Genomic DNA, 21,685 nt, shown 5'->3' with positions numbered 1-21,685 from the left:
AATCACACTCGGCAAATGCGCGCCTGGTCCCGCATGACGCTGTAGTCGGCGAGCATTTCGGCGATAGCCGACCCATCCGGCAGCAGATCGAGCTCGTCGGCTGCGCGCACCTGGAACTCGCGGCTATTTCGCAGAACTGTCGCCGGTTTGTGGCTCACCCCTCGATCATCCTGCGCACGTCCTTGACGGCACAGACGATCTGGCGTCGCAGGAGGAGTGCGATGACGAGGCCGCCGAGGGCGAGCGCGCCGATGGCCGTGACTGTCTGCCAGTCCATGCCGGCGAGCGCGGCGAGGCCCGCGCTGCCGGAGCCGAATATGGTGGTGATCCAGCTCCACTGATCGGTGCGCTTGCGGATTTCGGCATCGACGGTGTGGGGAATGACCGGCCTGTCGACTTCGCGCTCGATGACGATTTCGCGTGTCGGCTGGGTTTCGGCGTGGCGTGACCGAACCTCGGCGAGGGCCTGCCGGACGCGATCGGGGGAGACGGCGACACTCTGCCCGGCATAGGTCCCCTTGCCGGAGGTAGTGGGCAGCGAGGCCCATTCGCGGGCGAGATTGTTGATGAGGGTGTCTTCGGAGAGACGGCTGGCGAGATACTTGTCGATGCCACGCAGGCCGAGCAGGTAGCAGGCGCAGCGATCCTGCATGGCCGCATCGAAGAGGGCGGAGGCTGGCAGGTCAAGCGTCTTGCGGATGGTTCTGAGCGTGGTGCGCACGATCTGGTAGCGGCCGAGCGCGGAGGAGTTGAGGCTGTTGTTCGGATGCTTCAGCATCTTCGTCTGCAGTGCATCGATCTGCTTGAGCGTCATGGCGACCAGATTGACGTCGCCGCCGGTGTAGGCGCCATAGCCGAGTGTTTCGTTATAGCTGCGCCTGCGGTCGGTGCCCTCGGCAAGGCCAATCAGATCGAGCAGGGGCCGGTAAACATGGTACTTGTCAGGCGCGGCCGGATGCGCCGCGTCCATGGGCATGTTTGTGGTCATGCTGTTGTCCTTTCGCGGAATTGCGCGGCGTGCCGGCATTCGGGCGCGGGGGGCGGGGCGTTCTGGCATAGGGCTTGATACCAGACTGTCATCCGGGGTGCCGCGGCCGTGCTGGCGCCCGCCGCCGTGATCGGGAATACCGTCAGGTCGCGACACCGGCCTCGCACAGCATGGTAATGAAGCGGCGGCGGCGCTCCATGTCGGCGACGGTGCGGATGTTGTAGACGGTGCCGGAACGGGTTTCGATCAGCCGCCAAGTGGGAGTGATGGTGGCAGTCTCGGTATCGAAACGCACGATTATCAGCGCCGGCTGAACGCTTTGCAGGCGTGCGGCAATGACGGTCTCGCCGCCTTTGGAGAGTAGAATGCAGGCGTCGCGCTCGAACTGTGGCACCCACTGGCCATAGGTGTTGCCATAGCCGTCGTCGATCTCTTCGCGCTTTTCCAGGCTGACGCGGTCGCGCAGGGCATTGGCGGTGATCCTGGCCATCAGATCGGGCTTCTGCGATAGGGTGCGATCAGGGCATGGACGGTGCGGTCAATGGCAACATCGATGCTGGTGTCTGCACCATCGAACAGGCGCTGGAGGATGAGCAGGATGGCTTGCCGGATCGGCTCCGGCACGTCGGCCGCCGCGCCATAGCCGGCGGTGAAGATGATCGAGACGGCATCCGCGCGACGGAAGGCGGCCGGCCAGGATTGGCCTGACCGCCGGGTGACATAGGCACCGCAGGCATCGGCATGCAGGGCATAGAGGCCCGGATCGAGCACCAGCTGCACATTGCCGGCATCGAAGTAGCTGATGCTGTCGATCGCGGTGACCGGCGCCAGCGGCAGTGTCAGGCGATCTGCAAAGCGATCAAAATCCTGTCGCCAGGTCTGTGTGATCAGCGCTTGGCCGAGGATACCGGCATAGCCATCGAGATATGCGGTCGCCGCCCTGATCTGGGCGCTGATCAGATCGTCCTGGTCATCGTGATCGACGCGCAGATGGGCCTTGGCCTCGGCCAGCGACACCGGCATGGTCGCGGGCGCAACCGTGCGGACGGGAGCGAGCATGGCTGTCTTCCAACAGGTTGATGAACGGGGGGTGGCCAGAATCTCGGCGCTGCCGACTGTCTGGCCGCTCTGACCGATCAGGCGACCGGCGCGTCGTGGGGATGGCCGAGCGCAAAGATCGCACCCGCGGCAATCGACGTGCCGGAGGTTTTGGTGATGACGGCACGAATGTAGCGCTTGTTGCCCTTGTAGCCCTGCTTGCAGACCGTGTCGGCTTCGAGCGCTGCCGGTAGAGTGCCCTGGAGGTCGGCTGCGGCAACGTCGCTGAAGTCGCCGTCGTCCGTGGTGTCGGCATGCTGCAGCTTCACGTCGAACACGCCGTCGCCGGCAATCGCCCCGGTGGTGATGATCAGCGTTGCCGCGTTGTAGCCCTGCAGATCGGCATGGCTGCCCTTGGTGGTGGCCGTGACCACGGCCGGAACCAGAGACGCAACCAGGCTGAGGCCGGAGATACCGTCCTTCATGACAGGAGTCCTTTCGATGAATGGGAATTGTGAAGAGACGGGCAGCCGGAGCCGCCCGTCATGTGGATCAGGTGCTGACCTTCAGCAGCTTGAGCGCCTCGAAGTTGACCACGCCGCCGCCGACCCGCTTGGTGGTGTAGAACAACACGTTCGGCTTGGCGGTGTAGGGATCGCGCAGGACGCGGATGCCGATGCGGTCGACGATCAGATAGGCGCGGCCGAAGTCGCCGAAGGCGACGGGAAAGGCATTGGCCGCCACCGCCGGCATATTGTCGTCGGTATGGACCGGCTTGCCGAGGATGGTGGCCACCTGTGCAGGGCCGGAGGGTGGCGCCCAGACATAGGCGCCTTCGGCGTCCTTGAACTTGCGCACCGTGTTCATGGTCGCATCCGACATCAGCCACGACGCCCCGTTCCGGTAGCCGGACTTGAGCGCATAGTAGAGATCGATCAGGCAATCGGCGGGATTGGCCGAGGCGGTCGCCGCAACAAAGCCGTCAGCCTTGCCTGAAGCGACGAAGCCGATCTTGCCCCAGGCATGGGAGGCATTGGCCACCGTGTCATAGGCAAGGATGCCGCGCGGCTTGTTGATGCCGTCGCCATGGGCAAAGGCAGCACCCTCCTGTTCGGCGAACTCGATCGCCACTTCCTCGGCCAGCCATGCGGCAAGATCGATGCGCGCATCGTCGAGCGAGGTCTGCGTGGCACCGGGCATGGCGTAGATCTCGCCGGTATTGATGGCGATCTCGCGCAAGGTCGGCGTGGCCGTGCCAGGACGATACTGTTCCTCGCCAACCCAGCCCGACGTCGCCCCGCCCATATTGACCAGCTTCTTGTAGGTACTGGTCGAGATCGAGATGGTGCGGGCGAGCGAGCGGATGGTGGAGACGGTGCCGAGCACCCGGTCGATCCCGGCCTCGGTCTCTTCCGGCACCAGATAACCGCCGTCGGGATCGGACTGGGTGGTCAGCTTGGCCTTGACCTCGAGATCACGCAGGCCGGCATCGACACCGCGCCGGAAGAAGCGGTCGAAGGCCTGGGCATGTTCGGCCTTGTCCGGATCGGTCGTCCCGCCAACAGCACCGACCTTGACCGCTGCCAGCGCGGCATTGGTCTCGTCGAGGGCCTTTTGCAGGGCGGTGATCTCGGCATTGATACGGTCGACCTTTTCGGTCTGGACCACATCGGCCATGCCGGCCCGGATGTCGGCGAGTTCCTTGTCGCGCTCGACCTTGAAGTCCTCGAAGGTCTTCTGCAGTTCGGCCAGGATTTTGGTGGCGTTACCGGTTTCGGCGCGCACGCCGAGGATACCCCGGACTGGCCCGCGGCCACCGGGGTTCAGTTCGATACCCATCTCGGGTCTCCTATGATCTAATGGTGTCGATCAGCCGCTGAATGGCGGCTGCGTGGAAGCCAGCGTCATGCGTGGCCGTGTCGGCAGCGTCGTGCATGCCGGCAATCTGGTTGAACATCTTGCGCCGCTCCGTGCGCGAGACGCCCTGTTTCGCCAGGGCGGCATCGATGCGGCGCCTGGCTTGGATTTCGGGGCGGACCTGCGCGGACGCATTGGTCTCTGGGTGGATTTCGGTGTCGTCGACGGCATCGGCAAAGCCACATTCAACCGCCTGTGCCGCCGTCATAAAGGTCCCGGCGTCCATCAGGCGCTCGATCTCCACGCGGGCCATTCCGGTGCGGGCTTCGTAGATGTCGGCAAGCGCCGAATCGAAGCCATCGAACAGGCTGGCGGCTTCACGCATGTCGTGGCGATTACCGATCACCAAGCCCCAGGCATTGTGCACCATCATGAAGGAGCCGAGCCCCATGCGGATCACATCGCCGGCCATGGCGATGATGGAAGCAGCGGAAGCCGCCCAGCCCAGCACCTCGACCGTGACCTTCGCTCGATGGGCGCGCAGCAGATTGTAGATCGCAATCCCCTCGAACATGTCGCCGCCCGGCGAGTTGATGCGGACGGTGATGTCCTTGTTGCCGATCGACCGCAGCGCTGCCGAGATGCGGTTTGCGGTGATGCCACCGCCTGTCCAGCCATCCTCGCCAATGACGTCGAACATGGAGATCGTGGTGTCGGCATCGTCTGCGGCAACAAGCGGATGTTCGGCCCATTTAGCCAGCACGTCATTCGGTGCGTCCCACTGGTAGTTCTGCGGCCGAGGAAAGACCCGCGCTTCGGGCAATCTGCGAAGGCTCATCGAACGTTCTCCAGCGCCAACAGGAAAAAGTATCCGCCAAGCGTGATGCCGGCGATGAAGGTGCCAAAGTGGAAAGCAGGGTTGATGACCGCGAGGCTGACAACGCCCATGACCACCATCGTCGCGGCCAGTTTCAAACTATCCAGAAGGCTCATCTGCCTGCGTCCTCATCATTGGGGTCAATGTCACCATCGCTGCCGCCATCATTCTCATGGCGATCACGGTTCTCATCTGCCGGCACACCGGCCGTGTTCGGCGGCGGATAAAAGACATCGCCGCCATCGCGCGGGTTCTGGTCTTCGAGCGCGCGGATTTCGTTCGGGCTGTAGACGCCCCATTGCAGGCCTTTGACGTAAGCCTCCCAGCGCGCCTTGATGTCGCCCTTGACCAGCGCCGCCCGGTTGAAGCGCGCGTAGAGATCGTCTTCCGCGCCGATCAGGTCGCGGTTGATCGCCTCTTCCCACATGGTCAGATGGTCCTCGAGCGTCCAGGCGACGAAGCCGATCGATTGCTGCTCGATACCCGTGCCCCAGCTGGTCGACTTTTCCGTATCGCCGATCATGTGCGGCGGCACGCCGAAGAACATGGCAATGTCGGTGCGGCTGAACTTGCGGCTCTCGATCCATTGCGCATCCTCGGCCGTCATGGCGATGCGGGCATAATCCATGCCCTCTTCAAGGATCAGGTTCTTTCCCTCCTGCTCGCCGCCGGAGCGGAACTCTTCGAGCCCGACCTTGAGATTGGCAACCGCCTCGGGCCCGAGCTTGTTCGGATGCTTCAGCACCCCGCTGACACGGGCGCCATTGCGGAAGGTGGTGGCGCCATGATCTTCCATGGCCAGCGACAGCCCGATGGTCTCGCGGGCGTAAGAGATCGCCGACACGCCATGTACGCCATCCAGCGTCAGCCCGACCAGATGGAACACCTCATCCTGGCGGAGCCGGATGCGCCGTCCGTCCTGGCGGGTGTAGATGTATTCCAGCGCCAGATCGTCCGTCTGCCTGACCTCGACCCGGTCGGGATTGAGCGGGATCAGTTCCTGCACCAGTCCGCGTGACCGCACGATCATGGCGTAGGCATTGCCGCGCAAAAGCAGATGCGCCTGCAGCATGCGGCGGAACTGCGACGGCGTCTGCCAGCGGTTCGGCCGTCGTCGCAGCACCGTCCAGATCGGCGTGTCGGAGGCGTCTTCGCGGGTGCGCTCATCCACCCGGCGCTTGATGTGCAGCGGCAATGTCGCCACAGCACCCGAGATGATGCGCACACAGGCATAGACGGCCGCCACCCGCATGGCGCTGTCGGGCGTCACCGCAGCCCCCGAGGCGGTCACCGTTCCCGAGCGCAGCGCCTCTTCCAGCTGCTGCGCCGTGGTGATGACGATCCCGCCACCCGCATCCTGGAACGACGCGCGCGGAGATGCGGCCGGCGGTTTTGCGCCGCCGAACCAGTTCGACCAGAATGCCATTGGGTTCTTTCGTCAGCACTTTACAGCATCAGGATGCCGCGGGTCTCATAGACCGAGCGGCCGGCATTGACGTCGCGGGCCAGAGCCCGGCCGAGAGCGTTGCAGATGGCGACAATGCCGTCGATGCGCTCTCTGGAGCGTTCCTTGTCCGGCTTGATGTTGCCGGCCGGATCATGGCGCACGGCAACATTGGAGGCGTTCCATCGCAACACCGGATGGCCACCATGCCAAAGTGATCGTGACACTGACAGCCGCTCCAGTTCCGCTGTGGGTGCTGCCATGGACAAAAAGCCCTGACCGAACTGGACAAGGTTCAAGCCTTCATCCTGCAGATGCTGGACGATCTCGCCGGCAAAGGTGCGATCATAAGACAGCTCACGCAGATCGTAGCGGGACGCCAGTTCGAGGATTTCTTTCTCGACAAAGGCAAAGTCGGTGGCATTACCGGGGGTGGCTGTCAGAAAGCCCTGATCACGCCAGACATCATAGGGCACACGATCCCGGCGAACGCGGCGCAGAATGTCGTCCTCGGGGATGAAGAAACGGCAGGTGACAATCCATTTGTCAGCCAATCCGCCAAGCTCGTCATCCAGCGTCGGTGGAAACAACAGCACGAAAGCCGACAGATCGTTAACGCGGGCAAGATCGAGCCCGCCATAGCATTCACGACCAAGCAGTTTTCCTTCCAGTTCTTCCAGATCGTGTTTGACGATGCGCCAGTCAGTGGCAACCGGCAGACCTCCCTCCTCCCAGACGCCCATGTCGAGCCAGCGGGTGACCTGCTCGGTCCATTCGTTCAGCCGCAGCCGGCGGATCGCATTCTGCTGCGCCGGCATTTCCCTAGCCTCGTCGATCTGCCGCTTCAGGTCATCCAGCTTCACCGTCACGCCAAGGCTCGGATTGGCCTTCACCCAGACCGCAGGGTCAGTCCAATCATCGCCCTCATCGATGGTGGCGATATAGGCAAACCAGCTATCTGAAGACTCCGTCGGCACCGTGCCTTCCAGCGCCTTCACCGAGAACTCGTGATGCTGGCGGCAGACCGAATGGCGATCATAGCCGGCCGTCGTGATCTCGAAGATCAGCGGCTGGCGCCGCGCACCGGTGGCGGTGTTCAGCTTCTGGATGATCTCGGGTCCAGGATGTTCATGCACCTCATCGACAGCGGCAAAGTGAATGTTGAGACCATCCATCTTGCTGGCGTCCGCCGACAGCGGCCGGAACCAGGACGAGGTCGGCAGCACGGCCAGATTGTTCACGGTTCTGGTAATCCTCGATTGCAGCGCCGAACTCGCCGCCACCATGCGTTCGGCCTCGCCAAAGACGATGCGCGCCTGATCGCGCGTGGTTGCCGCCGAATAGACATGTGCACCGGGCTCGCCATCGGCAATCAGCGCATAGAGCGCCGTGCCGGCCAGAAGCACCGACTTGCCGTTCTTGCGCGCTACCTCGACATAGGCTGTGCGGTAGCGGCGCAATCCATCCTTGCGCTTCCAGCCATAAAGCGAGCCGACGACGAACTGTTGCCAGCCCTGCAGCACGAAGGGTTCGCCGGCCCATTCGCCGGTCGAGTGGCGCAGATGGCCGAAGAAGTCGATCGCATGACGTGCCGCAGCGCCATCCCAGACCAGGCCGCGTTCTACCCCCACCTTCAGGTCCGCGAGGTGCCGCTCGCAGGCCAGACGCACGAGCCGGCCGGCGACGATCCGGCCGCCAACCACCGCACGGGCATAGGCTGTAACCGGACAGGGTGGTGCTTTCCTGCCGCTCCCGTCCAGTGGGCGCGAAGCACGGGAACTAGGCTTTGCGGCCACGGTTCAGGAACTCCTCGAACGGATCGCTCGTCTCGGCGGGTTCCGCCATACGGATGCGCGAGCGGCTGGACGGCGTCAGTCCGAATTCGGCCTCGATCTGCGCCATCTGCGCCAGGCACTTGTTGGCCACAGCCAAGAACGGGTTCTGGATGATGTTGTCATTCGACGTCTTCACCACAGGGCCACGGCGCTTCACTTCCTGCTCCGCCTCCAGCCAGCGCCGCCAGATGACCACGTACCGGGCCAGCGCGCCCGCATCAAGTTCCGTCATCACGCCATGGCGGGCCAGCAGCTCGGCCATCTCGGAGAACTTTTTCCGGGCGTCCTCATCAAGATGATCGGGCGGCGCGGGAACTGCCACCACCGGTTTCGGCTCGGCCTTGTTGATGCGGTGCGGACGGGCCGTGCCCTTCACCAGCTTCAGATGCGTTGGCAGCGGCTTGCGGCCGGCCATGTCAAAACTCCATGCATTATCCAGTGCCGTCACCGCGAAGGCGTACCGCCTCGAACAACCTGCGCAGACAGTAACTGCGTGCGATCGACACCACGGTGAAAATCGCGCCCATCGCCATGTTCTCGGCCAGCGTGGTGGAAAGCCCGAACAGTGGGAACACCAGGATCTGGGTGATGACGGCGATGCCATAGCCGATGGCGACATTGGTGAGCGATTCCACCAGCGACATGGTGCGCGACTGCTTCATGCCGCTGCATCCTTGGCGGTATCTCCGGTATCGGGCACGCGCTCGGCGGCGATCTCATCAAAACGGCGGCCGTCGCCATCGAGCCTGGCCGCCTTGCCGGTGAATGCCTGCCAGCGCTTGACGACCACATCGCAGAAGGCTTCCGACAGTTCGAGGCCATAGACGCGGCGGCCGGTCTTCTCGCCGGCGATCAGCTGTGAGCCCGAACCGGAGAACGGCTCGTAGCAGATGTCGCCCGGTCTTGTGTGCAGCTGCATCGGCAGCGTGAACACCCGCACCGGTTTCGAGGTCGGATGCTCGCGCGTCTCGATCTCGGACGAAGGAATGTTCCACACCGTGGTCGGCCAGCTTTCAAAACCCTCGCGATTGATCCTTGGCTTCTTGCCGCGAACCCAGCCAAACAGGCAGGGCTCATGCGCCCACAGCATCACCGAACGCGTCAGCACCGGGCGCGACTTGGCCCAGATGATCTGCTGATGATGCAGAACATCGAACTGGTCCCAGACATTTTCCAGCATGCGCTGACGGCGCGAGGCGTGCCAGCAATACCAGGCGACATCCTCGGCAATGGCATGATCGATCGCCACCCGGCAGAAGGCTTCATAAAATTCTGGCCCCTGGCTGGAATCATCCCAGTGGGGCTGTTCGATATAATCTTCAGACCAATCCTTGTTGGCGATTTTCTTCGCCCGCGCCGAGGCGGTCTTCTTCGTCGGATGGTTGGTTCCGTCATAATCGACGAGATAGGGCGGGTCGGTGGCAAACAGCGCCGCCCGCTCGCCAGCCATCAGGCGACCAACATCTTCCGGCGAGGTGCTATCACCGCACAGCAGCCGGTGATCACCCAGTAGCCACAGATCGCCGCGCCGCGTCACCGGCGTGACCGGCACCTGCGGAATGGCGCTGTCCTCGGTCAGCCCGTCCTGTTCGTCATGGCTGCCGTAAAGCAGGTTCTGCAGCTCGTCATCGGCAAAGCCGGTGAGGCCAAGGTCAAAGCCGGCCTCCTGCAGGTCGGACAGTTCGAGCGCCAGCAGCTCCTCGTCCCAGCCGGCATTCATGGCAATGCGGTTATCGGCAAGAACCAGCGCCCGGCGCTGCGTCTCGGACAGACCCGTCAGCACGATCGTCGGCACCGTATCCATGCCAAGCTTGCGCGCCGCCAGCACGCGGCCATGACCAGCAATCAGCGTGCCATCCTCGGCAATCAGCACCGGGTTGGTAAAGCCGAAGGTGCGGATCGATCCGGCAATCTCGGCCACCTGCCCTTCCGAATGCGTGCGAGCATTGCGTGCATAGGGAACCAGATCATCAAGCTTGCGATATTCGACGGCCAGCTGACGCTCAATGCCATCAACACCGATATGCGCAGTTTCAGCGATTGTCATTTTCGGTATCCAGTGAAATCAACATCTTAGCCGCGCACCCCCCATGCTTCATTTTGGCCACGGATGCGCTTTTGGTGGCGCGCGGTCCTGGGGTCGAACTCTCCAGAGATTTGACCTCCCCGGGGGGCCTATCAGCAGCGCCGGGCATTGCCGAAGCCGCCATCCTTCGCTGCCGTCTTCCGGCCGTGGCACGATGCGCACAGCGCCTGCCAGCGGCTGCGATCCCAGAACACGGTCTCGTCACCGCCATGCGGATCGATATGATCAACGACGCTTGCCGGGCGGATCAGATCGTGACGCGCGCATTCCACGCACAGCGGATGATCGTGCAGAAAGGCGGCGCGTTCCGTTCGCCAGCGCTTCGAGCGATAGAGCGCACGGGCCAGCGGATCCCGCTTGCGAGCGTAGTCCCGATCGCGCTCCCGCTTTTCGCGCCGGCCAACCGGGCGATGGAGCGGAGGACGAACGGGCATGATGCTGATCTCGTCGATAATGCTGATGATGGTGACGGTAGTACTGGAAACGACAACGCCCGCGATGGTTTTCACCGTCGCGGGCGCGCTGCTCTCCCGAGCATATCCAGAATCTACCCCAAACAAGCCGGTTTTGTCCGTTCGAAAACTGTCCGCCGAACAAAGTTCTACCCGGTTCTCATGCTTGCGACGCACAAGCCAGTTCGATCACCTTGCGCCTCGACAGGTTGCGATTGAAACGCCGCCGGTTGAGCTTCAGGGCGATGAGGCACAGCGCATAAAGCCAGTGTTGGTTGGCTGCGGACCGCTGAAGCCCGACCCGGCCGCAGATCGCCTTCCAGCGCCAACCATGGGCTTTCATCCACACGATCCTGCCGTCGACCGGGTCGAGGTCGAAGGTCCAGGTCAGCGTTTCCTCCATCTGGCTGATGGCGGCGGGCGACGGGACGAGGCGCATCGGCTGCGGTTCCTGACCGACGAGGTCGGCGAACTCGTAGAAGTAATCCGGCCAGGTGTTGAAATATCCCTGCCGCCGCGGTTCGGGCAGACGGTTGAGAACTGCGGCGGCTTCTGCGAGCCGCTCCTCGACCATGCTCGGCGTCCAACCGCTCATCGCACACCGCCTGCGGTTTCCACCGCCCACAGCAACAGCGCGATGGCGTCGGCCTCGTTATCGTCGGCGGGACTGAAACCACGCGCACGGACCGCGGCAAGCACGGCCTCCTTGCCAGCATTGCCCTTGGCCGTCACGTGACGTTTGATCGTGCCGACCGGAACGCCCTGATAAGGCACGCCATGCTGCTCGGCCCAAGCGGTCAGCGTCGCCATCAGCCCGCCATAGACATGGGCAGCGTCGGTGCCGGCATGGCGGCGCACCTCCTCGAACCAGATCGCGGCCATCGGCCCGGACAGCCGGTCGATCTCGGCCAGCCAGTTGGCAAAGCGCAGGTAGCGCATGCCGCCGCCATCGAAGCGGCCCGGGCGCAGCGAGACGGTGCCGCTGGTGATCAGGCCATCGCCATCGCGCAATGCCCAGCCGGTGGTGGTGCCGAGGTCGAGGGCGAGGATCGGGCGATGGTGGGCCATCGCGACGGGGAGTGCGGGGATTGCGCTGTGATCCGCAATGCGCAGAGTCGGGTCAGCCATGGGTGGTCTCCTTCTCGGGTTGGCTGCTGTGGTGGAGGACGACGGCGGTCATGTGCTTGGCGGTACGGGCCACCGTCGTCTGGTCGGGATCTTTGCGCTCACGGCTTGCGAGATGCCTTGCGGCGTAGAAAGCGATTGCGGCGTGCAACACCGGCGGCCGAGACGGCTCGCCCTGGACTATGATGGATTGAACAACGACGGTTGAGGTTGCCGACGGAGGTCTTGATGCCGGTGATGACCTCGAACGCGCGATCGCAATCTGCACAGTGGGACTGCCAGACGAGCAGCCAGGTCTGTTTTCCATCGCGTCGGACGTAGGGTCGGATTTCGAGCAGTTCGTATCGCTGTCCTTCGCGCAGCAGCACCGTGCCTACTTGTGGAGGATTGGAAAAGTTGAGCGCATGCACGACATGTCGCTGATTCATGGTTCACCTCTTACTGCTAACGGACGGAAGACACGCCGGACCTTCCCGAACCGGGCAGAGGGAGGAGGAGACGCCAGCGGCTACGCTGGGCGTCCTCCTCCCCACCCTGTAAGGGTGGGTTTCACCCCCACAACTTGAAAAGGCAGGCAAGCCTTTGTGATTGCTTGATAAAATCAAGTTGTGGAGGCCAGAAACGTTCAAGCCGTTCCCAACTTGAAGCTGCGTGTCACAGCGTGATGGTGCGAGGAAGATCAAAGGTAGTTGGGAAAGGCCTTCCCAACTTGCTGGCGCGCGAGCCTGCGAAATCGGCAGTGATGCAGCGCAGGTAGTTGGGAGAAAACTTCCCAACTTCCCCAACTTGAAGCTGCGCAATGCTGCGCAATACGGGACGCGGTGCCAGATGATCATTCGACACCCTCCGGATAGACCCATACGGTCGGGTTCTCGACCGGGAGCGCCGCGCCGCTTTGCGGACATTTGTAGATGGTCGGCAGCACAGGATTGAGAACGGGCACGATCTCACCCGTCTCGGCATCGGCGTCGGCTTCGCCGGTCGGAAACCTCATGCCCTCGACGCAGAGATAGCCAAATTTCGACCTTGAGGTGGGCAGCCCGAACGGTGCGCCATCACGGACGAATTTGATGAAACCCTTGGTCGCAAGCACGCTGATCCGCTCCCGGATCGTGTCCTTGCCGCCGAGCCCGGCCTTGTTCTCGAAGGCTTCAGCGAATTGCAAAGCGGTATAAAGATGTCCGGAACGGGCCTCATCGAAGAGGAGTTGCAGGATCACATCGCCTTTGCGCACACGTTCAGCATCGTGCTTGGCGCCTACTTCTGCACGTACCAGCCGTTCGTTCATCGGGTTGAGCTCGACCCAGCGACCATTCACCTTGTCGACCAGCTTGGCTGGCAGCGCCGGGCCATTGCGCAGTTCGATCTCCAACCGGCGCTGGGACGAGTCCTCGTCCGGCCGATGCAGGATGAGGCCGGTAGTGTAGAAGCCGCGTAACGCGCTGGCGCCGGAGAGCGCAAGGAATGGATCGTCCTTGAGCTGCTGCTTCGACAGCTTCCTGGTGTGGTGGACGAGGATGACGCCGCAGTCGGGATCGATGTGGTCGCGCAGGGTCTCGACCCGGTCCTTCAGGAAGAACATCATGGCGGCGTTGTCGTTCTCGCCGCCACCATCCGGGCCGCCGTCGAACAGGTTGCGGATCGGGTCGATGCAGATGATGTCGACAGGCTCGGCCGGAAAGGAGCGCCGGATCGCCGCGGCGACGCGGACACTGCCCTCGGCATCGAGCAGCATCTGCAGCTTCGGGGTGGCAACGAGATTGTCGCGGGCGGCGGCCAGCATGTCGGACGGCAACCCGATCTGCTGCATGCGCTCACGCAGGTAGTGATACTGGATCTCCGCCTGCAGGTAGAAGATCCGCAGCGGCCGCGGCGGCGTGAAGCCAAGAAAGGGCACGCCCGCGGCCATGTGCACGAGCCAGGTGATCAACAGATCGCTCTTGCCGACCTTTGGTGCGCCGCCGAGCACCAGAAGGCCACCCGGCGTCAGCACGCGCGGCGCGATGATGTCGGCCGGCATTGGGGTGGTGTCGTCAAGCAGCGCGCCGAGCGTGAAGGTGGGAAGCTCGTTCGGCGCGGGTGCCGCGCTGTCGAGGCGGACCAGCGGGGGACCGTGCTTTTCGACATGGATGGACCAGAGCCGCTCCGACTCGCGCTTCAGCCGCTCCACCGGCCAGGCAGGCCGCAACATGGCGGCGTTGTATTCACAGATTGCCTGCCAGCCTTCGCCCTTCGACAGCCGGCCGTCGTGCACCATGCGGATGTAGTGGCCGATGGCGGCCGAGGCGCCCTCGAAGCGCGACCAGTCATCCTGCGCGCCCTCGCGCACCGGGGTCACCAGCACATCGGCGACGGCCGGCTTGTCAGTTACGGAAAAGTCAGGCTGGAGCGAGATGCCGGGCGCCGGCGGCATGTCGGCGACGGCCTCGATGAATTCCTCGAGATCGCGCTCGAGATCGGCATTGAGCTCGACGATGCGCACCTGCGTCTTGAGGCTGTTCTTGTAATAGACCGAGCCGGCCACCCGGATCGGCTGATGCGGCGATCGGAAATGTGTGTCGCCGCCGACCTTGGCGGCAATGTCACCACGCAAACGGCAGATGCGGGTGATATCGTGGCCTTCGGCCGGCTCGGTCAGCTTCCACCAGACATGGGCCTTGCGCTGTCCATCCGGTGTCACGCCGCCGCTTTCCACCACCATGGTGGGGGACCCGAGATGGCGCTCGAGATGGGCGCGCTTGGCGGCGATGTCACCGGTATCGATATCGACGACCACGGTCTGCATCTGCAGGATGTCGGCGGCCTTGGCCTGGCCCTTGGCGGCAACGGTACCGGGGATCACATAGACGGCGGCGCCTTCGCGGCCGGCCCAGCTGGCGAAGGTCGCCATCTTCTCGGCCACGGTGTTGTCGGCGTCGATCCAGATGTTGTGCGGGCGGCCATCGAATCCCTGACCCTTGTCGATGAAGCTGCGCACCGGGATCAGGCCTTCGCAGTAGCCGAACACCACCTCCATGAACTGCGCGATCTGCTCGGGGTCTGGCTCGTCGCCGAACACGTCAATCTGGCGGGGCGCGTCGTTGAAGTCGCGCCATGGATTGAAATGGACAATCTCGCCGCTGACGGGCGGCTTCGGGGAGCCGGTCATGTCGTCGTCATGCTCGTCGCTCATACGGGTTGCTCCCAGCAGCGCTTGGCCCATGGGCAGAAGCGGCATTCGAAGAAGTCAGAACTGGTAGCGATGCGCGGCAGCAGCTCGCCGGCGTCCGTCGCCTGCAGGATGCGCACGCCGCGATCGGACATGCGCTGCGCGAGACCGGCATCGAACGGCACAAGCTCGTGGTGGAGTTCGGCGGTGTCCTTGTTGATGGCGGTAAACAGCGCCGGAGCGGCGGCAATGCCGGGCACCGAGGCTTCCATATAGGTCTGGTAGAGGGCGATCTGAGCGGCGTAGACGGGTTTGGACTTCGTCACGCCATCCTTGACACAGGCGCGCCAGTTCTTCGCGTTCATGGTCTTGCATTCCCACAGCGCGGGAACGGCGAGACCAAAACCCTCGGGGCCAGCGGCGATGATCCCGTCGACATGACCGCGAATGCGTCCGCCTGCGACAGAAAAGCCGAACTGTTCGCCGTCGGGTCGGTTGCCCTTGCGCGTATAGAGATCGAAGCCGGCGGCGCGCAGCCACTGGATAGCCAGATCCTCGAGCTGGTGACCGATGGCGAAGATGCGCAGCGTCTGGCCGGTAAAGCCGGCGCCGTCGTCCTTGGGCGTCGCCGCAAACTCGAACTGCAGGGCGCGCTCGCAGGCAACACCGAGACGAGAGCCGCCAAGGTAATCGCGCGGCGGCGTGGCCTCGTTCTCGGCGACAAGTGCTGCATCGATGGCTGTGTTGATGTGGTCGGCGAAGCCCAGGCGGCGATTATAGTCCAGCATGATCGCCTCCCTCGTAGCGACGGTGCGCGCGCCCGTGGCAGATCGAGCACAGCCATTCGACAGCGAGTGGCTGCGAATAGTCGTGGTGGTGAGCTTCGAGTTCGGTCACACAGCCGCAGCGCTGGCACCAGACGGGCACGATGATCCGGCAGCTCAGAATCGCTTTCCTGACAATGCAGTGGGCACGGTGCTTTTCGGCATGCCGCGTGCGGTATCGGCGTTGTGCTTCGCGATGTCGCTTCGGATCCCTGCAGTTCTGAGCGTAGATTCGTTGGTACTCACGCCGGCAATCTCGACACCAGCTCTGTCGACCGTCCGCGCTCAGCTTCCGACGACCAAATTCGCCGAGGTCCTTTTCGACGCCACATTTTGTGCAGAGTTTCATCAGAACGGCACCTCCGGAACGAGGGTGGGATTGGCGGCGGCGTGTTCACGAAGCGCGTCCTGGAAACCGGTGGCGGTCACCTCGATCAGGGTCAGCACCTGCTGTTCGGAAAGATCGGCAAGCCGGGTCTGCCAGCCGATCTCCTCCATGATCTCGGCGACCGGCTTCATGGCGCTGCGGATCGCTGCCTGTTCGGCTTCGGTCGGGTCGATCATCATGCCGCCCTCGCCAGGTCCTGTCCGTCCGCGCCGAAGACCAGGCTGCGGATGGCATTGCGGTTGAACTGGAAGGAGAGCAGCGCCGAAGCCTGATAGCGGGTCAGCCCGAAATCGTGCCGGTAATCGGCCGGAAGGTACGCCAGCTGCCGGTCGGTGGGCGGTTGCGACAGCCAGCGCCGTGTCTTGTGGGCGCTCTCATCGGATTCGTGCTCGTTCAGCCAGTCGTCGGCGGCGGCCAGGGACACCATGCGCTCACCGATCGAGAGCAGGCGCGGCTCGATCCCTTTCGCCGCGCCGACCGCGTACCAGCGTCCGTTGAGGAAGAAGGCGCCGGCCCAGGCGGAAAACCCGTTGGCCATAAGTGCTGCATCGTCACCGAACAGGTCACACCACTGGAAGCTGGAGCGCTTGAGGAGATCGATCTCCGACATGACGAAATCGCCGAGCGGAACATTGCCGCCGTCGTCGCCGATGCTGTCGAAGACAAAACCGCAAAGCGGGCATTCCTGACAGCCGAGCGGGATGTCCGCCTCGCATTGCGGGCAGCATTTGGTCGGCGCTTCGCCGGAGGCCTCGTGGCCGGCGAGATCGACCTCCTGCTCGAGAGAGCCATGCATCAGGCTGGCGGTGCCGAAATCGAGCACAACGCAGTCGGTCTTGACGACGCCCGGATGTTCGTTGGGATCGACGGTTCTCAAACCCCGACCGACCATCTGGATCATGGTCGACTTGTATGAGGACGGGCGCAACAGCACGACGCAGGAGGTCGGCGGGTGGTCCCAGCCTTCGGTCAGCACGGCGACATTGACGACGACCTGGACGTCGCCGGCAGCATAGGCGGCAAGCGCCGCCTGGCGCTCGCCATCAGCCATCTCGCCATGGACGAGAACGGCTGCGACACCGGCCTCGTTGAAGGCATCGGTGGCGCTGCGGGCATGGTCGACCGTCGAACAGAACACCACGGTCTGCCGCCCGGCGGCCTTCTCCTTCCAATGTCGGATGATGGCATCCATGACCGGCGCGCGGTTCATGATGCGCTCAACCTCGCTCATGTCGAAGTCGCTTGCGGTCTTGCGGACCTTGGCCAGGTCGTCCCTGACGCCGACATCGATGACGAAGGTACGGGGCGGCACCAGGTGGCCGGAGCGGATCAGTTCGCCAATGCGGATCTGGTCGGCGACATTGGAGAACACCTCGCGCAGGCTCTTGCGGTCGCCGCGATTGGGCGTGGCGGTGACGCCGAAGATGCGGCAGGACGGATTGCGCTTCAGCGCCTCATCGATGATGCGGCGGTAGCTGTCGGCGGTGGCGTGGTGTGCCTCATCGATGACCAGCAGGTCGAGCGCCGGCATGCTGGCGAGGTTGGTGCTGCGCGACAGCGTCGGCACCATGGCGAAGGTGACCCGGCCGCCCCAGGACTTTTGGCCGGCATCGACGATCGAGGTGGTGATGTCGGGGTTGACCCGGGTGAACTTCTCCCGATTCTGCGTGGTCAGTTCATCGCGATGGGCGAGCACAGCCGCCTTCGCATCGGTATCGCCGATCATCCGGCCGGCAACGGCCGACAACATGATGGTCTTGCCAGCGCCGGTGGGTGCCACACCCAACGTGTTGGCGTGGGTGTCGAGCGCGCGGACGCTGCGCTCGACGAATTGCTTCTGGCGAGGACGAAGCATCATGGCCGGATCCTCGCTCTACTGTGCCCAGGAGGGACGGCCAGACGGCGCTGCGCCGTGCTGTTTGGCGGCGGCATAGGCATTGCCCTGTGCGGCTCCGGGCTGCGGCATTGCCGCGACCATCCCCATGATCGCGGCATAGTCCTTGTGGCTGGCGGTAACGGCGGAGCGGATCTCGTTCTTGTCGTCGCCATTGGTGTCGGTGCCGATGTCGATGCGGGCGACGAATTCCAGCCCGTCGAGATCGGCAAATCCGGAAATGCGACGTGCAGCCTGTGCCGCCTCGCTCTGGTCCTTGTCGGAAAGGCCGCGGGCCGAGTTCAGCATGCCGCGGATCAGGCCGCGCCCCATATTGGCCCAGTCCGGACCCTTGGGGCTGTACAGCCCGATCAGGGTGAAGATCTTGCGGCGGGTATAGGGACCTTCGAGCACGGTGAACTCGCCATTGAGATAGACGGCGCCGGTCGAACCGCGCGTGGCATAGCCGCCGGTCCAGCCCTGCGACGGATCGTCGAAGCCGCCGGGGCGGATGGTGAGCCGCACCTTGGCGAGCGTGCCCTTGGGGATGAGGTTGGTGTTGGTCTGGGCATCGTTGAAATCGTTCCATGCCGACATGGGTCAGGCTCCTTGTTCTTGAACTGCATTGGCGGGCGGTTGGGTGGAAGCTGCTGATGCGGGCGCGGCGACAGTCAGTCGTGAGCCGCTGCGGATCTTGTCCATGAGCCGGCCGAGGTCGGGCGGCTCGATCATGTCGAGGCGGCCCGAGCGGTCCTTGGCCGGAAAGCCGTAAGGATTGAGCGTCTGGCAGACGAAGGCGCGGTAGGGAGCGCCGTCATCATCCCTCAGCTCGACCATGCTGATGACTTCGTCGACGATGCCGGGCAGCTCGAGCCCGGTCTTGGCGCCATCAATCTGCGGAACGAACTGCTTGCGATTGAAGTCGTCGAGCTTCTCGTCGAGGATGCCGACGAACCAGATGTTCTTCGAGCGCGTGTGCTGCAGATGGGGCAGCCAGGCGATCATCTCACGGCCATGCAGGCCATAGGCGCCGCGAATGTCGGGCTTGCCGGTCTTGTCGGAAAACGCCTCCGGCTGGCCCTTGGCCCATTGGAAGCAGAGCCGGCCGGCAACCGTGATCGAGTCGATGAACACCGTGTGGTAGCGGTCGAGCTGATCCGGAGCGCCGAGCCGGGTGACGACAGCGTCGTGATGCGCCTGGCTGTAGGGCTGGTCGTCGCGTAGTGCCGGGTTGGCGCCACCGATGAACACCGCGAAGTCGCGGCATTCGTCCCAGGTCCTGGGGCGGATCGTGTCACCGGCCCATCCCTCGATGGCGAGATCGCCGGCTTCCAGATCCATGAAAAGCGTGGTGGCGGGATCGAGCGTCCATAGCAGCGAGGTCTTGCCGATGCCGGACTTGCCGAAGATGCAGCCCTTGATGCTGCGGGGTGCCGCGAGACGCTGGTCGGCCAAGATGATGGGAAGCGCGCCGTTCATTGCCCGCCTCCGTTGAGCTCGAGTTTTACCTTGAGCGCCCCGGTCCTGACGGTGCGGGCGGGCGCGAAGGACTGTCGGATCGACTCGGGCCAGGCGGCGTATTTGCGCTCGGGCACCTTAAAGCTGACATCGACATATTCGGTGGGGTCGTCACCGGCGGCGCTGATGCGCTCGACCAGATCGGCAAGCTGTGCCTGATCCCAATCAACGCGCTTCGGCAGTTCGGCGATCACGGTGACCGCACCGTCCTCGAAGCGAACCGTTCCGGTGTCCTTGCTCGCTTCCATACGCGCCATGACGGCGCGGTCAGCGTATTTGAGCGCGATGGCGCCTTCGAGCCAGTCGCTGGTGGCCTTGGCGCTGCGCAGGGCTTCACTGGCCGCATCCTGCAGAAGGGCAAGTTGCTCGGGCGGCAGAGCAACGATTGCCGCGATCTGCATGGTGCGCAGATCACCGAGGGTGATGTGGTTGGGGATCGTCATCGCCGCACCCTCACGCCGAAGCCTGGTGGCGGTAGCTGGCAGTGCTCTGGCGGATCTGCTCGGCCTCGTAGGCTTCGACATCCTCGAGCCGGTAGACGACGCGGCCGCCGAGCTTGACGTATTGCGGGCCTTCACCCGTCCAGCGCCAGCGTTCGAGCGTGCGGTGCGAAATGTTCCAGCGAGCGGCGAGCTCGATCTGAGAGAGGTGTCTGGTAGCCATCTCGTTCTCCTTGGGGTCTGACGAAAACCTGCGGAGAGGATGGCGTAGGATGAGATTGGTGTCGTCGGGATCGGAAGTGGATCGTCAGGGGATCGGAATCACCGTCTGCTACGCGCAAAGGGGGATCGAGAGGGGGATGAGAAGGGGACGGGAGGGGATGTTGCCGGCATGCAGAAATGAAAACGCCCGACGAGCCCGGGCTTGCGGGAGGGGGGTCAGGAGAAACGGATATTGAGCCGATAGCGGCCGCGCTGATCGGACTGGATCAGCTTGCGCCATTCCGGCTGCCTCTTGAACAGGTCCGACAGGCGTGTGCAGGAGGAGCCGGCCTCGGCCAGCACCGCCTTGCCGGGCTGCCATGGAACGCCGCGCATGGCCGCCTCATGCAGGATGCGCACGACGCGCGCCTGGATCTGGCCGAGCACGAAGGTTCGCTCCCCGAGAACGATCTCGCTGAAATCGTGCCGTTGCTCGAAGACGATTCCGGATGTTCGCTGCGTGCCGCCCAGACCATGCCTGGCTTCGGCGCGGTCGCGCTCCTCGCGTCGGACGACCAACTCGTCCTTGCGGATCATGATCCCGTCCTCGGGTCGCAGCACGACGCAGTACCGATCCCTTGGCGCATCGAAGCGATCGATGCGCAGCGCGCCCTCGTGAAACAGCCGGTAGGCGTCATGGGTGCGCAGGTCCTGGAGCCCGTGAAAGGGAGCCTGGCTGTGGGGGATGCTGCACCACTGGCCCTCGTCGACCTCCTCGTAGCTGCCTTGCTCGAGGTGGACGCCATAGAGACGAACCGACACCTTCAGCAGGCCATTCTCGGCCAGATAGACCAGGTCCCGCTGCGGCACCTCCCAGCGCTCTTCCAGTTCCTCCAGCGCGAAATAATCCTTCTCGATGGTCGCCATGCCGCATCCCCGCTTGTGAATGTGTTCCTGTTATGTTCTATTTGCTTGACGCGGATGAATCAATCCTCTCTAATCCACAAATTCCACATACCGGACAAAACCATGAGCACCACGATTGCCGATAGACTGAGAGCCCGAGCCGAACAGATGGGGCTGAACGCGCGAGAGGTGGCCGAACAGGCGCGCGTCAACAGGTCCTTCGTCTACGACATCATGCGCGGACGCTCAGAACGCCCGAACATCGAAAAGCTCGACAAGGTTGCTGCGATCATCAAGGTCGATCGCAATTGGCTGCTGCATGGCAAGGGCGTGGTCGACGGCGATGAGCCGGACATGGAAGTGGCGGACCCCTTCGTGGCGATCCCCTCTGTCGCGGTGACCGCATCGATGGGTGGTGGCAAGATCGTCGCCGACGAAGTGGAAAACGGTGAACCCTACCATTTTAGAAACTCGTGGATCACGCATCGGCTGCGCGCCAACCCGGCAAACCTGCGCATCATGCATGTGGAGGGCGACAGCATGATGCCGACCCTGCACGACGGCGACGTCGTGCTCGTCGACCTTGCCCGCTGCATGCCGACCCCGCCGGGCATCTTCGTGCTGTTCGACGGCATGGGGCTCGTCGCCAAACGCCTCGAGCACATCCCGAATTCGGAGCCGCCGC

General features: G+C 63.7%; 27 protein-coding genes. 1 reads left to right on the top strand and 26 read right to left on the bottom strand.

Annotation, left to right across the window (positions count from 1 at the left end):
• Positions 1 to 2: 2 nt before the first annotated feature.
• The 26 genes from F9K78_RS20225 to F9K78_RS20105 form a co-directional block, all read right to left on the bottom strand.
• Complete coding sequence (locus F9K78_RS20225; protein WP_167518143.1) at positions 3 to 158, bottom strand: hypothetical protein; 156 nt, start codon at positions 156 to 158, stop codon at positions 3 to 5.
• On the bottom strand, positions 155 to 988 hold the full coding sequence (locus tag F9K78_RS20220; protein ID WP_235925486.1) for a lysozyme family protein: 834 nt from the start codon (positions 986 to 988) through the stop codon (positions 155 to 157). The genes F9K78_RS20225 and F9K78_RS20220 overlap by 4 nt, the downstream gene beginning before the upstream one ends.
• Positions 989 to 1,130: 142 nt before the next feature.
• Complete coding sequence (locus tag F9K78_RS20215) at positions 1,131 to 1,478, bottom strand: phage head closure protein (RefSeq protein WP_151682641.1); 348 nt, start codon at positions 1,476 to 1,478, stop codon at positions 1,131 to 1,133.
• Positions 1,478 to 2,047, bottom strand: a complete 570-nt coding sequence (locus F9K78_RS20210; RefSeq protein WP_151682640.1) for a head-tail connector protein — start codon at positions 2,045 to 2,047, stop codon at positions 1,478 to 1,480. Before F9K78_RS20210 ends, F9K78_RS20215 begins: the two co-directional genes overlap by 1 nt.
• A 77-nt stretch (positions 2,048 to 2,124) precedes the next feature.
• Entirely contained in the window at positions 2,125 to 2,511 is a 387-nt protein-coding gene (locus F9K78_RS20205; RefSeq protein WP_144864371.1) for a hypothetical protein, read from the bottom strand.
• Positions 2,512 to 2,578: 67 nt separating this feature from the next.
• Positions 2,579 to 3,865, bottom strand: a complete 1,287-nt coding sequence (locus F9K78_RS20200; protein ID WP_151682639.1) for a phage major capsid protein — start codon at positions 3,863 to 3,865, stop codon at positions 2,579 to 2,581.
• A gap of 10 nt (positions 3,866 to 3,875) precedes the next feature.
• Positions 3,876 to 4,721, bottom strand: coding sequence for a head maturation protease, ClpP-related (locus tag F9K78_RS20195; protein ID WP_151682638.1), 846 nt, complete (start codon positions 4,719 to 4,721; stop codon positions 3,876 to 3,878).
• A complete protein-coding gene (locus F9K78_RS21990; RefSeq protein WP_167518142.1) occupies positions 4,718 to 4,876 on the bottom strand; it encodes a hypothetical protein in 159 nt (52 codons plus the stop codon). Before F9K78_RS21990 ends, F9K78_RS20195 begins: the two co-directional genes overlap by 4 nt.
• Complete coding sequence (locus F9K78_RS20190; RefSeq protein WP_235925485.1) at positions 4,873 to 6,186, bottom strand: phage portal protein; 1,314 nt, start codon at positions 6,184 to 6,186, stop codon at positions 4,873 to 4,875. The genes F9K78_RS21990 and F9K78_RS20190 overlap by 4 nt, the downstream gene beginning before the upstream one ends.
• Positions 6,187 to 6,206: 20 nt before the next feature.
• Positions 6,207 to 8,000: a terminase large subunit gene (locus F9K78_RS20185; protein WP_151682637.1), complete on the bottom strand. Its 1,794-nt coding sequence runs from the start codon at positions 7,998 to 8,000 to the stop codon at positions 6,207 to 6,209.
• Entirely contained in the window at positions 7,984 to 8,454 is a 471-nt protein-coding gene (locus tag F9K78_RS20180; RefSeq protein ID WP_151682636.1) for a phage terminase small subunit P27 family, read from the bottom strand. Before F9K78_RS20180 ends, F9K78_RS20185 begins: the two co-directional genes overlap by 17 nt.
• A 16-nt stretch (positions 8,455 to 8,470) precedes the next feature.
• The gene (locus F9K78_RS20175; RefSeq protein WP_056245954.1) at positions 8,471 to 8,701 is read right to left on the bottom strand and encodes a DUF7220 family protein; all 231 of its coding nucleotides are present in this window, start codon (positions 8,699 to 8,701) and stop codon (positions 8,471 to 8,473) included.
• On the bottom strand, positions 8,698 to 10,086 hold the full coding sequence (locus tag F9K78_RS20170; protein ID WP_151682635.1) for a site-specific DNA-methyltransferase: 1,389 nt from the start codon (positions 10,084 to 10,086) through the stop codon (positions 8,698 to 8,700). The genes F9K78_RS20175 and F9K78_RS20170 overlap by 4 nt, the downstream gene beginning before the upstream one ends.
• A gap of 131 nt (positions 10,087 to 10,217) precedes the next feature.
• Positions 10,218 to 10,634: an HNH endonuclease gene (locus tag F9K78_RS20165; RefSeq protein ID WP_208851942.1), complete on the bottom strand. Its 417-nt coding sequence runs from the start codon at positions 10,632 to 10,634 to the stop codon at positions 10,218 to 10,220.
• Positions 10,635 to 10,737: 103 nt separating this feature from the next.
• On the bottom strand, positions 10,738 to 11,172 hold the full coding sequence (locus F9K78_RS20160) for a DUF6362 family protein (RefSeq protein WP_121981643.1): 435 nt from the start codon (positions 11,170 to 11,172) through the stop codon (positions 10,738 to 10,740).
• Positions 11,169 to 11,645, bottom strand: coding sequence for a crossover junction endodeoxyribonuclease RuvC (locus F9K78_RS20155; RefSeq protein WP_151682648.1), 477 nt, complete (start codon positions 11,643 to 11,645; stop codon positions 11,169 to 11,171). The genes F9K78_RS20160 and F9K78_RS20155 overlap by 4 nt, the downstream gene beginning before the upstream one ends.
• A 158-nt stretch (positions 11,646 to 11,803) precedes the next feature.
• The gene (locus tag F9K78_RS20150; protein WP_109988921.1) at positions 11,804 to 12,130 is read right to left on the bottom strand and encodes a hypothetical protein; all 327 of its coding nucleotides are present in this window, start codon (positions 12,128 to 12,130) and stop codon (positions 11,804 to 11,806) included.
• A 404-nt stretch (positions 12,131 to 12,534) separates the two neighbouring features.
• A complete protein-coding gene (locus F9K78_RS20145) occupies positions 12,535 to 14,874 on the bottom strand; it encodes an AAA family ATPase (RefSeq protein ID WP_208851941.1) in 2,340 nt (779 codons plus the stop codon).
• A complete protein-coding gene (locus tag F9K78_RS20140; protein ID WP_151682633.1) occupies positions 14,871 to 15,638 on the bottom strand; it encodes a hypothetical protein in 768 nt (255 codons plus the stop codon). The genes F9K78_RS20145 and F9K78_RS20140 overlap by 4 nt, the downstream gene beginning before the upstream one ends.
• A gap of 384 nt (positions 15,639 to 16,022) precedes the next feature.
• Entirely contained in the window at positions 16,023 to 16,241 is a 219-nt protein-coding gene (locus F9K78_RS20135) for a DUF6511 domain-containing protein (RefSeq protein WP_200952443.1), read from the bottom strand.
• On the bottom strand, positions 16,238 to 17,920 hold the full coding sequence (locus F9K78_RS20130; RefSeq protein WP_151682632.1) for a DEAD/DEAH box helicase: 1,683 nt from the start codon (positions 17,918 to 17,920) through the stop codon (positions 16,238 to 16,240). The genes F9K78_RS20135 and F9K78_RS20130 overlap by 4 nt, the downstream gene beginning before the upstream one ends.
• 15 nt (positions 17,921 to 17,935) lie before the next feature.
• A complete protein-coding gene (locus F9K78_RS20125) occupies positions 17,936 to 18,532 on the bottom strand; it encodes a hypothetical protein (protein WP_055456504.1) in 597 nt (198 codons plus the stop codon).
• Positions 18,533 to 18,535: 3 nt separating this feature from the next.
• On the bottom strand, positions 18,536 to 19,414 hold the full coding sequence (locus tag F9K78_RS20120; protein WP_151682631.1) for an ATP-binding protein: 879 nt from the start codon (positions 19,412 to 19,414) through the stop codon (positions 18,536 to 18,538).
• A complete protein-coding gene (locus tag F9K78_RS20115; RefSeq protein ID WP_055456502.1) occupies positions 19,411 to 19,896 on the bottom strand; it encodes a hypothetical protein in 486 nt (161 codons plus the stop codon). The genes F9K78_RS20120 and F9K78_RS20115 overlap by 4 nt, the downstream gene beginning before the upstream one ends.
• A 10-nt stretch (positions 19,897 to 19,906) precedes the next feature.
• Complete coding sequence (locus tag F9K78_RS20110) at positions 19,907 to 20,116, bottom strand: helix-turn-helix transcriptional regulator (protein ID WP_055456501.1); 210 nt, start codon at positions 20,114 to 20,116, stop codon at positions 19,907 to 19,909.
• 215 nt (positions 20,117 to 20,331) lie between these two features.
• Positions 20,332 to 21,021 carry a hypothetical protein gene (locus F9K78_RS20105; protein WP_055456500.1) on the bottom strand — a complete coding sequence of 230 codons (690 nt, stop codon included), beginning with the start codon at positions 21,019 to 21,021 and terminating at the stop codon, positions 20,332 to 20,334.
• Between the two features lie 102 nt (positions 21,022 to 21,123).
• On the opposite strand from F9K78_RS20105, the gene F9K78_RS20100 reads away from it, so the two are divergent.
• A partial coding sequence (locus F9K78_RS20100) for an XRE family transcriptional regulator (protein WP_151682630.1) occupies positions 21,124 to 21,685 on the top strand: 562 nt, incomplete at its 3' end.

It is taken from the genome of Brucella pseudintermedia (assembly GCF_008932435.1).
Taxonomy (GTDB): Bacteria; Pseudomonadota; Alphaproteobacteria; order Rhizobiales; family Rhizobiaceae; genus Brucella; species Brucella pseudintermedia.
Note: the sequence above shows the minus strand (reverse complement) of the source record. Positions and strands in the feature narration are given on the sequence as shown.